Below are 12,908 nucleotides of genomic sequence, written 5' to 3' on the forward strand. Positions count from 1 at the left end.
GATGTGCAGCAGCAGTCTTGGAAAGTTGATGTCGATCAAAAAGTCGAAAAGGTCGCCCTCCTTTGGGGCGTTGTCGTTTTTATTGGCGTGCCACGGATTGTGTTTCAGTTGATGAGACTGTCTCAAAGCTGAAACATTTTATTACCAGAAACAGGGATAAAGCAGAATGTATGCCAGTTGGCATGTAACAAAGATGACAACAACCGCATGAAATTTATGGTGATTTTTAGGGTCATCGAGGCCGCTTGGAGGGCTTCGTTCGGAAAGGCGAATATTTCTAATTGTGTCGTTCGGGATGCCGAATAATTTGGCGTCTATCTGGCGGTTAATTATTCACTGTGTATCGCTGTGTATCCGCGCACCACCTTGATACACCGGCATGACGTTCTGTCGTGTTTGCGACACAGAGCGCATACACGCCTGGCGTTAACGCTGTTCACCAGCCGGCGCTGGCGGTCACGCACCGCGACGTTGAAGACGGTGTTCCCGCATAACCCCGACGTGTATGGCGGCGCCAGTTCACCTCGCGCTTGCGGCAGGTGCAGGCGTTGGAGCTTGACGCTTTGCTGCATGTGCAGGGCGACGGCCGTTGTGCCCGGTTGTGTGAATTTTTGATGGCGCGCCTGGGCGAGGAAGCAGGCGTGGTCTAGGCCGGTTGGTTGGGCGGTGAGTTGATAGTGGGGGCTGTGGCGAGTGAATAACCTGTGGCGAGCGGGCTTGCCCCGCGTTGGGCTGCGAAGCGGCCCCAAAGGCTGCCTACCGGGTTTGTCAGATACACCGCGGCGACTGGAGGGGGAGCGTACGCACTCCAACGCGGGGCAAGCCCGCTCGCCACGAGGCGGTGGTAAACATGAAAACTCTGACAGCCAGGCAATTGGCCACTGAAAAAATCCGCATCTGCCCGTACTCTAGGGGCCTTTGTTACCAGTGCCGGATTGTTCATGTCTTCTGTTGCCGATGGGTTGCACTTCAATAAACGCCTGCCGGCCGTGATCGCTCTTTCTTTGGGGATCGGCATGGCGACCCTCGACACGGCCATCGTCAACACCGCGCTGCCCACATTGGTCGAAGGCATCGGCACCGACTCGGCCTCGGTGATCTGGGTGGTCAACGCCTACCAACTGGCGATTATCGCCACGGTGCTGCCATTCGCTTCGTTGAGTGATGTGTGGGGGCACCGTCGGGTGTACCTCGGTGGGTTGCTGCTGTTTATTGTCTCGTCGCTGTTGTGCGGGCTGGCCGGGTCGTTGCTGACCCTGACGGCCGCGCGTGTGGCGCAAGGCCTGGGCGCGGCGGCGGTCATGAGCGTGAATACCGCGTTGCTGCGGCATATCTACCCGGCAAAAATGCTCGGGCGCGGCCTTGGCTATAACTCGCTGGTGGTGGGGCTGGCGTTCACCCTCGGGCCGACTGCCGCGTCGGCGATTCTGTCGGTGGCCAGCTGGCACTGGCTGTACCTGATCAACGTGCCGTTGGGCCTTTTGGCCCTGGGGCTGGGCCTGCGGTCATTGCCGACACTGCCCATGACCGGTCACGCGTTCGACCGCCTCGCCGCGCTGCTGTGTGCCGGGTTGTTCGCCTTGCTGGTGCTTGGCCTGGGCACGGCGGTGCACGGCGTTCAGGGCGCATTGACCCTGGGCCTGATCGCCGTGGCGCTGGTCTGCGGTGCGTTATTGTTACGCCGCCAGGCTGGGCACCCGGCGCCGATGCTGGCCCTGGATCTGTTCAAGCGCCCGGTGTTTGCGCTGTCTTCCCTTACGGCGATCTGTGCGTTCAGCGCTCAAGGCCTGGCCTTTGTGTCATTGCCGTTTCTGCTGCAGGCGGTGCTTGGTCATAGCCAGGTGGAAACCGGTTTTCTGATGACGCCGTGGCCGGCTGTTGTTGCGGTCATGGCCCTGGTCGCAGGGCGCCTGGCAGACCGCGTGTCGCTGGGCGTGTTGTGCGGCATCGGCCTGTTGCTGCTCAGTGCGGGGATGGCGGCGCTGGCCACCCTGGGCAGCGGCGCGTCGGCCTTTGATATCGGCTGGCGCATGGCGCTGTGCGGCGCCGGTTTTGGCTTTTTTCAATCGCCCAACCTCAAGGCGATCATGACCAGCGCACCCTTGGCCCGCAGCGGCGGGGCCAGCGGCATCGTGGCGATCTCGCGGCTGCTGGGACAAACGCTGGGGGCGTCATTGGTGGCGTTGTGTTTTCACCTGTCCCTGGGCAGTGGCCCGCAATACGCGCTGTGGCTGGGTTGCGTGTTTGCGTTGGTGGGCAGTGTGGCCAGCGGTTTGCGTTTGTTGCCCTATGGGAAAAAGGCGTGATTGGGCGTTGTAAAGTCCGCCATGGGAAGGCTAACGTGGCGGCCTGAATATTTCAGGATGTTTCAGATTTATGTCCAGCCTGGCCCAACGCACTGCCGATACCACGTCCCGACGCGCCGCGCTGACCCTCGCGTTATGCCTGCCCAGCGATGTGTTGCTGTACTTGCTGTTGCCGATGGAGTCCCAGGCCTTTGGCATCACGCTGGCGCAGGCCGGGGTGTTGTTGGCAGCCAACCGCCTGGTGCGGATTTTTGGCTATCGGCATGTGCTCAATTTCTATGCGCGCAACGGTGACCGGCTGACGTGCATGATTGCTGCCGGCGCGGCGACGGTGTGCGCCCTGGGCAACTCGCTGCTGTCAGGGTTCGCTGCGCTGCTGGGCCTACGGCTGATCTGGGGCCTGTGTTTTGCCGCGTTGAACCTGTCGACCCAAGTGTTGGCAACGTCCGAGCCCGCTGGCGCAGCCCGCCGCGCGGGGCGTTCACGCGCGATGATCGCCCTCGGGCCGATGCTGGCGCTGCCGCTGGGTGGCTGGTTGACCTTATGGGCCGGTCCACGTCCGATCTTTGTGATGCTTGCCGGCTGCTGCCTGGCGGGCTTGTGGGTGGCGCGTGGCTTGCCCACCGCCGGGCATGATTTGCACAGCACCGGGCGGCGCTTCAAGTGGCCCGACAGTGTGGCGACCTGGTCGTTTATCGAGGGCGTGGCGCTGGACGGGCTGTTTATTTTTGGCCTGTCGATCCAGGCACAAAAGATTCTCGGCGGCGATGCGGTGCTGATCGCCGGCGGCTTGATGGCCCTGCGGTATGCCTCGGAAATGCTCCTGAGCCCCCTGGGCGGCCGGGCGGCGCAGCGCTTTGGCGCCACGTCGATGCTGTTGCTGTTTTCATTCTTGAGTGCTCTGGCCCTGACGGCGTTCGGCAGTTATTGGGTGATCGTCGGCGCGGCGGCGGTATTGGTGCTGCGCGCGCTGCAACTGCCGCTGGTGACCACCCTGGTGGCCGAGCGCAACCCGGGCTCGATGCGCGTCTCGGCACTGGCCTCGAATGCGGTGTGGCGCGATGTCGGCGCGGGCCTCGGGCCGTTGCTGGCGGGTCTGTTGCTGCCGGTGGCGTCAGCGCCGTGGGTGTTCGGCCTGGCGGGCGCGGCCATCGCGGTGAGCGCGGTATTTTGCTGGCGCACCCAGGTTTCCAACTGACACGGTGGGGGGTGTGTGTCCCTTCAAGAAGACTTCGTACAGGTGCTGGATGAACAGCGCATCGGCGTGCTGGCTTAGGCGCTTTTAAGGCTGTCCAGCCATGCGGGGTCCAGGCGGGTTTGCTCGGTGTCGATGCCCAGTGCCTGCATCTTCGCCTGGTGGGCGTCGATCTCGCCGAGCAATTGCGCCTGGGCACTGGAGTTGGCGTCCAGCGCATGCATCTGCGTGAGCCCCAAGTGGTAAAAACGCAGCAGCTTGATCGCCGTCGGGTCGTTGGCTTGCACGCCTTCGGTGACCTTGTGCATCACGTTGGTGACGCTCATCAAACTGCGCTTGAGCTGCCAGCCATACACCGCCGGCGCGAGCCAGGGCTGGGTCCAGAACGGCCCGCGCACCAACGCGACGGTGATCAACACCCCGGCAAACACGCCGCCGACATTGAAGCGAAAGTTGTCACCGCCGGGTTCACCAAACAGCATGACCGCCAGGCTCGACAGCAGCATCGCCAGGGCCACGAACAGCACGGCAATGATCAGGGTGCTGCGGCGGGTCTGCTGGCGGAAGGTGGCGGGGTCGCAGGGTTTGAGCTCGAACATCCGGGTCTGGTCTCAAGAGGGGCGGGGTGGCATCTTCGCATGCTTTGCGCAATCAAGTTGAACGATGGCTTGCCGCGGTTTCTCTACATCTGTGTAGCCCCCGTGAGGTAAACCATCATGCCCGAATACAAACAGCCGCCGCCCGGCACCCCTGACCCTGATCGCACACCTGGTGAAGAGGAGCGCGATAACGATGCGTTACGCCCCAACGACCCGGCGCAGCGTCAGGACGACGATGTGGAACAGGTCGAGCAAGACCTCGAACACCTTCACGACAAAGCCCGCCCGCTTTAAAACCAGGAGATCGCCGTGAGTAATCCCCCGAAAGGCCCGCGTTCAGACGAGCATGGCAGTGGCAAGGACGAGCTGGGTTTTGACCCGGACTCCCCGGATGTAGCCGACCCGCAAGTCGACCCCATCGGCCCTGCGATCGCGCCGCTGGACAAGGAAAAACAGCCGAAAAAAAAGCCGCCCTATGATCCGCTGGGCGACTTGAAAACTAACTAAAGAAACACAAAAAGCCCCGCCATTGCGGGGCTTTTGCTTATTTGGGCGGCACCCAGGTGACGTCGGTAATACCGAACTTTTCCGCCCAGGGCCGGGTGGTTTTTTTCACCTGTTCGTGACCCACACGCCCAATGCGGCTGACATGGGCGATGTCGGCATCCACCGCTGCCCAATGCCACGCCTCGGCGTTGTTCATCACCTCCGCGCGCACCACAAAGGACTTCGGTTGGCCGTGCAGCTGGTAATTAATGGTGTAGATTTTTGCGGTACTCATGTTGCCTCCCTGTCTTGTTATAGATGGATCGGTGAGTGTTCAAAAAGGTTCAGTCAAAATGACAAGTCGCACACTGGCCCTGCATAGTGAGCGCTTCGCCCCGCGCTCAAGGATCGTGCCATGCCCCGCTTGACTCATCGCCAGCTTTATCTGCAACGCCTGGGCTACGACACGCCGCCGCCGCCGACCCTGCAAACCCTGCAGCAATTGCAACTACGCCATGTGTGCACGTTCGCCTTTGAAAGCCTGTCGACGTTGCTGCACTGCCCGGTGCCGATCGACTTGCCGAGCATCGAGCAAAAGGTTCTGCTCGATGGGCGTGGCGGGTATTGCTTCGAGTTGAACCACTTGTTTCTCGCGCTCTTGCAGGATTTGGGTTTCGAGGCGCGCGGTCTCACCGGCTGGGTAGTGATGGGCGGGCCGGTAGATGCGCGCACCGGGCGCACCCATCGCCTGAGCCTGGTCACCCTGGAAGGCGTGCGCTATGTCACCGACGTCGGCTTCGGCGGCATGGTGCCAAGCAGCCCCTTGCAGCTGGACACCGAGGCGATCCAGGCCACCGCCCACGAACCCTATCGGCTGACGTTCAATGGCGCCGATTACACCTTGTGGGCCAAGGTGGGCGAGGAGTGGCGTGGCTTGTATGTGTTTGACCTGCAGGTGCAGGCGGACAGGGACTATGAAATCGGCAACTGGTACGTGTCGACGCACTCGGATTCGGTGTTTGTCGGCCAATTGAAAGCTGCGCTGCTCGCGCCGGGTAAACGCTACACATTGAATAACGCCCACTACGCGGTCCACTGCCTGGATCAGCCCAGTGAAAAGCGTGCAATCGAGAGTGTTGATGAGCTGCTGGCAGTGCTGCATGGCACCTTGGGCATTCGCCTGCCGGCGCATCCACTTCTTCGCGAGAGCCTTAATGGCCTAGTGATGGCGATTTCCAAAGAGGCTTGAGATAGAGCCTGCGCTGAACCGTTTTTTCTCCAAATCGACGCAAATTAATTCGAACCTTTCGCGAAAGCCGAGGTTCGAAGCGATTCCTGAATAATTTGCTCACCAGACAAGGAGATGTAAAACGATGTCCAAGCTATTCGGAAAATTCCTCAAGGGCTCCTCGCTGTTGGCGCTGGTCGCTGCGCCTGCCGTGGTGTTCGCCGCTGCACCGACGGGCCCGATTTCGGTTTTCGGTCTGCAGGGCAGCTACAACGACTTCAAACTCGAAGGCGGCAGCGACAGCGACAAGGACCACATGCCTGAAGCGGGCCTGTTCTACAACTTCGGCAACAAGCTCACCGCTGAATCCGGCTTTATCTACCAGGCCGGGATCGAAGCCAAGTACGGCGAAAAGAGCGACAACAAACTCAAGGAAGGCCAGGCTGACCTGGACCTCGGCTGGCGTGCCGCGCTCGACGCGCGCAACTTTGTCGACGTGATTGTGGGTGGTGGCTACAGCTGGACCCGCTACGAGCCGGACACCAATGACTACGACGTCAAGCTCACCAACAAGTCGCCGTTCGCCAAAGCTGCCCTGGGTTACAACCACCAGTTCGATGACATGACTCTGCGCGTCGAAGCCGGTGCCCGTCGTACCATCGACGGCCGTGCCAAGCTCAAGGTCGATGGCGTGGGCAGCGACACCGTGGACCTCAAGGACCGCACCAACCCTTACGCTGAAGTCAGCCTGCTGATGAACCAGAAAGGCGACCTGCCAGTGATGGCGGGCCTGTACTACACCCGTACCGAATACAAGCTTGACGACGACTCCTATGTCGCCGACAACACCAAGCTCAAGCGTGACGAGTACGGTTTCAAGGTCGGTATCGCGTTCTAAGCGAACCGCTGGATGCGGGGTGGCCAACGCCCCGCATTCGACTGTCCCACCAAGCCCCCTTTGTGTCCGCCAAAACCCTCAACGCCGTGGCGTTGCTGCCTTAGTGTGCAAGCAACTTCCACAGCCTAAGAAGAGAGGGTGGCCATGCGCTGCGTTGCTTTATTGCTGGCCGTCCTCGGCCTGCTCACCGTCTGTAACGACACGCCCAAACATCCCCCCCGAACGCGCCACTGCGGCCCACGCAGAGTGAGTATGTGCTGTTGCAGTTTGGGGATCTGCTGGCGGTGCGCGGCGCAAAGATAGTTGAGACCTGGCCTGTTTATGGCTGACTCGAGGGGCAGGCTTGCGCTGAGTGCCGGTGCGTTGCGGCCCTGAGATAGGCACTCAAGCGCTCCCGACTGACGGCTATTGTCAGAGATTTCCTACAAGAGTACAAATGTACTCCATGACGACCCTGACCCCCCGCCGCACTGCCATCCTGACCTTCATCCGCGACCGTATCGCGCAGCAAGGCCAGCCCCCCAGCCTCGCCGAGATCGCCGAGGCGTTCGGTTTTGCCTCCCGCAGCGTTGCGCGCAAGCACGTGGTGGCCCTCACGGAAGCCGGTTACATCGAGGTCAACCCTAACCAGGCCCGGGGCATCCGCCTGCTCAACCAGCCGGCACGCCCCGAATGGCTGGATGTGCCCGTGCTCGGCCGCGTCGCCGCCGGTTTGCCGATTGGCGCCGACGCCGAAGTGCACAACCGCCTGCAACTGGACCCCGCCACCTTTGCGAAAACCCCGGATTACCTGTTGCGGGTGCAGGGCGACTCGATGATCGAAGACGGCATTCTCGACGGCGACCTGGTCGGCGTACGTCGCAGCGCCGAAGCCTTGAACGGCCAGATTGTGGTGGCGCGTCTGGACGGCGAGGTCACCATCAAACGCTTCGAGCGCCATGGCGAGCATGTGCGCCTGCTGCCGCGTAACCCCGCGTATCAACCCATCGAGGTAGGCCCCGACCAGGACCTGGCCATCGAAGGGGTGTTCTGCGGCCTGGTGAGGCAAGGCTGATGGGCGCCGTCGTTGCTCTGGACTCGCTGTTCAATGGCGGCCGAGTCTGGAAGGGCCGGCCGGTTGCGCCGCCGGCCAGCGTGCACCCCACCGGGCTGGCGGCGCTGGACGCGGTGCTGCCCAGCGGCGGCTGGCCGGAGGCGGCCCTGAGCGAAATCCTGATGGCCAAGGAAGGGGTCGGCGAGTTGCAATTGGTGTTGCCGACCCTGGCGCGCTTATCAACGGCAGGGGAGCGCATCGTGCTGGTCGCGCCGCCTTACACGCCGTACCCGCACGCCTGGCAGAACGCCGGGGTGGATTTGCGCCAGCTTTCGGTAATCCAGGCCGAGGAGCGCGATACCTTGTGGGCCGTCGAACAATGCCTGCGTTCCGGCAGTTGCGGCGCCGTGCTGTGCTGGCCGCGCAAGGCCGATGACCGCGCCTTGCGCCGTTTGCAGGTGGCGGCCGAAACCGGGCAGACCCTGGCGTTTGCCTGGCGCTCTTTACACGAGGCAATCAATGCCTCGCCCGCCGCCTTGCGCCTGGCCGTTGAGGCAAAACCTGCGCAAGTGCGGGTGCTCAAGTGCCGGGGCGGGCTGGCCCATCCGGCGCCGATTGCGCTGGCGGGGCACTGAGGTTGCCATGCGCTGGGTGTGTATTGTCTTCCCGCAATTGGCGCTGGACGGGGTGCAGCGTGTGCATCCCGAGCCCGACCAGCCGCTGGTGCTGCTGGCCGGCACGCCACAGCGCCGCGTGTTGCAAACCGTCAATGCCGCCGCCCGCGCGCTGGGCCTGCGCCCCGGGCAATCGCTGACGGCTGCGCATGCGCTGGTCAAGACCTTCGCCAGCGCCGAATACGACCCCGCCGAGATCGAGCGCTGGCAGCAGTTTCTGGCGGCCTGGGCTTACCGTTTCAGTTCCCAGGTCAGTGTGTATTACCCGCGCGCCTTGCTGTTCGAGATCGAATCGAGCCTGGGCCTGTTCGGGCCGTGGCCGCAGTTCGAGGCGCGGTTGCGCAACGAGCTGACCGCGTTGGGGTTTCGCCACCGTATCGTCGCCGCGCCCAATCCGGCGGCGGCGCGGGTGCTGGCCAATATCTACGATGGCCTGGCCGTGGCCGATGATCACGCGCTGCACCAAGCCCTGGCGCCACTGCCTGTCGACCGTTCAGGCCTCGACCCGCAGGCCGCCACCGCCTTGTCACGCATGGGCCTGCGCACGCTGGCCCAGGTGCAGGCGTTGCCCCGCCACACGCTGGCGCGGCGCTTTGATGCCGGCTTGCTCAAGCACCTGGATGCGCTGAGCGGGCAGCGGCCGCTGCCACTGGCGTTCTATCAGCCACCGGAGCAGTTCGATGCACGCATCGAGCTGAATTTCGATGTGCAGTCCCACCAGGCCTTACTGTTTCCGTTGCGCCGCCTGACCGGTGACCTGTCGGCCTTCCTCTGCGGTCGCGACAGCGGCGTGCAGCGTTTCGACCTGCACCTGGAACATGCCCAGGCGCCTGACAGCGTGATCAAGGTCGGCCTGCTCAGCGCCGAGCGCGAACCGGCGATGCTGTTCGAACTGGCCCGCGGCCGTCTGGAGCAGGTGCAAGTCACCGCGCCGGTACGCGGCTTTCGCCTGGTGGCCCAGGACCTGCCGGTGTTCGTGCCGCAGCGCCAGGACTTGTTCGACGACCGCCCGCAACAGACGTTGCCCTGGGAGCAACTGCGCGAACGCCTGCGCGCACGCCTGGGCGATGAAGCTGTGCAAGGCCTGCGCTTTCATGCCGACCACCGCCCCGAATGCGCCTGGCAAGCCGCCGCCGATAGCCGCGCGTGCCCCACCTTGAACAAGGTGCAGCGCCCAGGCTGGTTGCTGCACGAGCCGACCTTGCTGGCCGAGCAGGGCGTACAGATTCTGATGGGCCCGGAACGCATCGAATCCGGTTGGTGGGATGGCGCCGATATTCGCCGCGACTATTACCTGATCCAGACCCGCGCCGGGCAGCAAGGCTGGGCCTATCGCACCGTCGGGCAAAGCGATGGGCTGTGGCTGCAAGGCTGGTTTGCATGAGTTACGCCGAGCTGCATTGCCTGTCCAATTTCAGTTTCCAGCGCGGCGCGTCGAGTGCGCTGGAGTTGTTCGAGCGCGCCAAGCGCCAAGGCTACAGCGCCTTGGCGATCACCGACGAATGCACCTTGTCGGGCATCGTGCGCGCCTGGCAGGCGGCGAAGGCGGTGGAGATGCCGCTGATTATCGGCAGCGAGGTGCGCATCGAGAACGGCCCCAAACTGGTGTTGCTGGTAGAAGACCTCAGTGGCTACCAGCACTTGTGCCGGCTGATTACCCTGGCCCGACGCCGTGCCGAAAAAGGTCGTTATCGCCTGCTGCAGGAAGACTTCGACCAGCCTCTGCCTGGCCTGCTGGCGCTGTGGGTTGCCGAGGACAGCGACACCCAGGCCTCGATCCAGTGGCTGCGGCGTACCTTCGCCGATCGCCTGTGGCTGGCGGTGCACCTGCATTGCGGCCAGAACGATGCGCGCCACCTGGAGCAGCGCCTGGCCCTGGCCGCCAGCCTGCACATCAAGGCGGTGGCCTGCGGCGATGTGCACATGCATGCGCGCGGACGCCGCGCCCTGCAAGACACCATGACCGCCATCCGCCATCACGTCACGGTGGCCGACGCCGGCACACGCCTGCACCCCAATGGCGAGCGGCATCTGCGCAGCCTCGACGCCCTCGGCGCGCTGTACCCGCAGGCCTTGCTCGATGAAACCCAGGCCATTGCACGGCGCTGCACGTTCGACCTCAGCCAATTGCGTTACCACTACCCGCGCGAGCTGGTGCCCGCCGGCCAGAACGCGAAATCCTGGTTGCGCCAGCTCACCGAAGAAGGCATTGCCCAGCGCTGGCCTGAGGGTGTCGACGCCAAGACCTTGCAGCAGATCAACCATGAGTTGGCGCTGATCAGCGAGCTGGGTTACGAAAGTTATTTCCTCACCGTGCACGACATTGTGCGCTTTGCCCGCAGCCGTTCGATCCTGTGCCAGGGCCGGGGCTCGGCGGCCAACTCGGCGGTGTGTTTTGCCTTGGGCATCACCGAGATCAACCCGAGCCTGATGAGCATGCTGTTCGAGCGCTTCCTGTCCAAGGAGCGCAACGAGCCGCCGGATATCGACGTCGACTTCGAACACGAACGCCGCGAAGAAGTGCTGCAGTACGTGTTCCAGCGCTACGGCCGCACCCGCGCGGCCTTGACGGCGGTGGTCAGCAGCTACCACGCGGCCGGCGCAGTGCGCGATGTGGCCAAGGCCCTCGGCTTACCGCCGGACCAGATCAACGCCCTGGCCGAATGCTGTGGGCGCTGGAGTGACGATGCGCCGCCCCTGGAGCGCCTGCGCGAAGGCGGCTTCGACCCGCAAAGCCCGCTCCTGCGCCGTGTGCTCACGCTGACGCAGCAATTGATCGGCTTCCCCCGGCACTTGTCCCAGCACCCGGGCGGCTTCGTGATTTCCGAATACCCGCTGGACACGCTGGTGCCGGTGGAAAACGCCGCCATGGCCGAGCGCACCATCATCCAGTGGGACAAGGACGACCTCGACGCCGTCGGCCTGCTCAAGGTGGATATTCTGGCCCTGGGCATGCTCAGCGCGATCCGCCGCTGCTTCGATTTACTGCGCCGGCATCGCAACCTGGACCTGGCGCTGGCGACGATTCCCAAGGAAGACGCCGCCACCTACGCGATGATCAGCAAGGCCGACACCATTGGCGTGTTCCAGATCGAGTCGCGCGCGCAGATGTCGATGCTGCCCAGGCTCAAGCCGCAAAAATTCTATGACCTGGTGATCGAGGTCGCCATCGTGCGGCCGGGGCCGATCCAGGGCGGCATGGTGCACCCGTATTTGCGCAGGCGTAATAACGAAGAGCCGACGACGTATCCCTCACCGCAACTCAAGGCGGTGCTGGAACGCACCTTGGGCGTGCCGCTGTTTCAGGAACAGGTCATGCAGATCGCCATGGTCGCCGCCGACTATGGCCCCGGCGAGGCCGACCAGTTGCGCCGTTCCATGGCCGCCTGGAAACGCCACGGCGGGCTGGAACCGCATCAGGAGCGCCTGCGCACCGGCATGCTCAAGAACGGTTACAGCGAGGCATTTGCCGCGCAAATCTTCGAGCAGATCAAAGGCTTTGGCAGCTATGGTTTCCCCGAGTCCCACGCGGCCAGCTTTGCCTTGCTGACCTACGCCAGTTGCTGGCTCAAATGCCATGAGCCGGCGGCCTTTGCCTGTGCACTGATCAACAGCTGGCCCATGGGTTTCTACAGCCCGGACCAGATCCTGCAGGATGCGCGGCGTCATCGCTTGCAGATCCGCCCGGTGGATGTGCTGGCCAGTGACTGGGATTGCAGCCTGGAACCCATCGACGGCCAGCAACCGGCGATCCGCATGGGCTTGCGCATGATCTCGGGGTTTCGCGAGGAGGACGCGCGGCGCATCGAAGCGGCCCGCCAGCGCGGTACGTTCAGCGACATTGCCGACCTGGACGAACGCGCCGGGCTGGATGCTCGCGCCCAGGCGTTGCTGGCGGACTCGGGCGCCTTGCGCGCGTTGGCCGGCAACCGGCACACGGCGCGCTGGGAAGTGGCCGGGGTGCATAAACAGCTGGGGCTGTTCGCTGGCCTGCCCAGCCCCGACGAAGCGGCGGTGGAGCTGCCGGCACCAACGGTTGGCGAAGACCTGCAGGCCGACTACGCCACGGTCGGCACCACCCTTGGCCCGCATCCCTTGGCGTTGCTGCGTGATGAGCTGCGTAAACGCCGCTGTCGCAGTTCCCTCGAGCTGATGGCGGTGGCGCATGGGCGCAACGTCAGCGTCGCGGGGCTGGTCACTGGCCGGCAACGCCCGGGCACCGCCAGCGGGGTTACCTTCGTCACCCTGGAAGATGAGTTCGGCAACCTCAATGTGGTGGTCTGGCGTGACTTGGCCGAGCGTCAGCGTCAGGCGTTGGTCGGTTCGCGCCTGTTGAAAGTCGACGGGCGCTGGGAGGCGGTAGGCGAGGTGCGGCACTTGATTGCCGGGCGCCTGACCGATCTGACGCCGCTGCTGGATGGGATTAACGTGCGCAGCCGGGATTTTCACTGAAGGGAGTTGCCCAGGCCTTCTCGGATAAGCTATATGC

12 protein-coding genes and 2 pseudogenes are annotated in these 12,908 nt (G+C 63.6%); 12 read left to right on the forward strand and 2 right to left on the reverse strand.

The window, feature by feature from the left end:
• Positions 1–503: 503 nt before the first annotated feature.
• From L8K08_RS30360 to L8K08_RS19400, 3 genes and pseudogenes are all read left to right on the forward strand, one after another.
• Positions 504–701, forward strand: a pseudogene (locus L8K08_RS30360) (DUF2063 domain-containing protein); the annotation flags it as partial.
• 240 nt (positions 702–941) lie between these two features.
• Positions 942–2,306: an MFS transporter gene (locus tag L8K08_RS19395; protein ID WP_242199438.1), complete on the forward strand. Its 1,365-nt coding sequence runs from the start codon at positions 942–944 to the stop codon at positions 2,304–2,306.
• A 70-nt stretch (positions 2,307–2,376) separates the two neighbouring features.
• Positions 2,377–3,504, forward strand: a complete 1,128-nt coding sequence (locus tag L8K08_RS19400; RefSeq protein ID WP_106579913.1) for an MFS transporter — start codon at positions 2,377–2,379, stop codon at positions 3,502–3,504.
• 74 nt (positions 3,505–3,578) lie between these two features.
• On the opposite strand, the gene L8K08_RS19405 is transcribed toward L8K08_RS19400, so the two are convergent.
• Positions 3,579–4,100, reverse strand: coding sequence for a DUF3087 domain-containing protein (locus L8K08_RS19405; protein ID WP_242199441.1), 522 nt, complete (start codon positions 4,098–4,100; stop codon positions 3,579–3,581).
• 117 nt (positions 4,101–4,217) lie between these two features.
• On the opposite strand from L8K08_RS19405, the gene L8K08_RS19410 reads away from it, so the two are divergent.
• Together L8K08_RS19410 and L8K08_RS19415 are read left to right on the forward strand one after the other, a co-directional pair.
• On the forward strand, positions 4,218–4,394 hold the full coding sequence (locus tag L8K08_RS19410) for a hypothetical protein (protein WP_178119767.1): 177 nt from the start codon (positions 4,218–4,220) through the stop codon (positions 4,392–4,394).
• Between the two features lie 15 nt (positions 4,395–4,409).
• Complete coding sequence (locus tag L8K08_RS19415; protein ID WP_242199442.1) at positions 4,410–4,607, forward strand: DUF6021 family protein; 198 nt, start codon at positions 4,410–4,412, stop codon at positions 4,605–4,607.
• Positions 4,608–4,644: 37 nt separating this feature from the next.
• Here L8K08_RS19415 and L8K08_RS19420 read toward each other — a convergent pair whose 3' ends face one another.
• Positions 4,645–4,881 (reverse strand): DUF6555 family protein, encoded by a 237-nt coding sequence (locus L8K08_RS19420; protein WP_106579910.1) that lies wholly within the window; start codon positions 4,879–4,881, stop codon positions 4,645–4,647.
• A gap of 120 nt (positions 4,882–5,001) precedes the next feature.
• Here L8K08_RS19420 and L8K08_RS19425 point away from each other — a divergent pair, with 120 nt between their 5' ends.
• The 7 genes and pseudogenes from L8K08_RS19425 to L8K08_RS19455 all read left to right on the forward strand — a co-directional run bounded on the left by L8K08_RS19425 (position 5,002) and on the right by L8K08_RS19455 (position 12,871).
• Positions 5,002–5,835 carry an arylamine N-acetyltransferase gene (locus L8K08_RS19425; RefSeq protein WP_242199445.1) on the forward strand — a complete coding sequence of 278 codons (834 nt, stop codon included), beginning with the start codon at positions 5,002–5,004 and terminating at the stop codon, positions 5,833–5,835.
• Positions 5,836–5,959: 124 nt separating this feature from the next.
• On the forward strand, positions 5,960–6,712 hold the full coding sequence (locus L8K08_RS19430) for an outer membrane beta-barrel protein (RefSeq protein ID WP_145166135.1): 753 nt from the start codon (positions 5,960–5,962) through the stop codon (positions 6,710–6,712).
• A gap of 230 nt (positions 6,713–6,942) precedes the next feature.
• A pseudogene (locus L8K08_RS19435) lies at positions 6,943–7,041 on the forward strand (hypothetical protein); the annotation flags it as partial.
• A 107-nt stretch (positions 7,042–7,148) separates the two neighbouring features.
• Positions 7,149–7,766 (forward strand): transcriptional repressor LexA, encoded by a 618-nt coding sequence (gene lexA / locus L8K08_RS19440; protein WP_106579904.1) that lies wholly within the window; start codon positions 7,149–7,151, stop codon positions 7,764–7,766.
• A complete protein-coding gene (gene imuA, locus L8K08_RS19445; protein WP_106579903.1) occupies positions 7,766–8,380 on the forward strand; it encodes a translesion DNA synthesis-associated protein ImuA in 615 nt (204 codons plus the stop codon). Before lexA ends, imuA begins: the two co-directional genes overlap by 1 nt.
• A gap of 7 nt (positions 8,381–8,387) precedes the next feature.
• Positions 8,388–9,803, forward strand: coding sequence for a DNA polymerase Y family protein (locus L8K08_RS19450; RefSeq protein ID WP_242199448.1), 1,416 nt, complete (start codon positions 8,388–8,390; stop codon positions 9,801–9,803).
• Entirely contained in the window at positions 9,779–12,871 is a 3,093-nt protein-coding gene (locus L8K08_RS19455; RefSeq protein ID WP_242199451.1) for an error-prone DNA polymerase, read from the forward strand. Before L8K08_RS19450 ends, L8K08_RS19455 begins: the two co-directional genes overlap by 25 nt.
• Positions 12,872–12,908: the final 37 nt, after the last annotated feature.

It is taken from the genome of Pseudomonas sp. TREG-RG-20F-10-E-6-01, assembly GCF_022662455.1.
In the GTDB taxonomy this organism is placed as follows: domain Bacteria; phylum Pseudomonadota; class Gammaproteobacteria; order Pseudomonadales; family Pseudomonadaceae; genus Aquipseudomonas.

Coding starts and splice junctions, on each gene's coding strand:
- L8K08_RS19395 (WP_242199438.1), top strand. CDS start 942: ATGTCTTCTGTTGCCGATGGGTTGCACTTCAATAAACGCCTGCCGGCC.
- L8K08_RS19400 (WP_106579913.1), top strand. CDS start 2,377: ATGTCCAGCCTGGCCCAACGCACTGCCGATACCACGTCCCGACGCGCC.
- L8K08_RS19405 (WP_242199441.1), bottom strand. CDS start 4,100: ATGTTCGAGCTCAAACCCTGCGACCCCGCCACCTTCCGCCAGCAGACC.
- L8K08_RS19410 (WP_178119767.1), top strand. CDS start 4,218: ATGCCCGAATACAAACAGCCGCCGCCCGGCACCCCTGACCCTGATCGC.
- L8K08_RS19420 (WP_106579910.1), bottom strand. CDS start 4,881: ATGAGTACCGCAAAAATCTACACCATTAATTACCAGCTGCACGGCCAA.
- L8K08_RS19425 (WP_242199445.1), top strand. CDS start 5,002: ATGCCCCGCTTGACTCATCGCCAGCTTTATCTGCAACGCCTGGGCTAC.
- L8K08_RS19430 (WP_145166135.1), top strand. CDS start 5,960: ATGTCCAAGCTATTCGGAAAATTCCTCAAGGGCTCCTCGCTGTTGGCG.
- lexA (WP_106579904.1), top strand. CDS start 7,149: ATGTACTCCATGACGACCCTGACCCCCCGCCGCACTGCCATCCTGACC.
- imuA (WP_106579903.1), top strand. CDS start 7,766: ATGGGCGCCGTCGTTGCTCTGGACTCGCTGTTCAATGGCGGCCGAGTC.
- L8K08_RS19450 (WP_242199448.1), top strand. CDS start 8,388: ATGCGCTGGGTGTGTATTGTCTTCCCGCAATTGGCGCTGGACGGGGTG.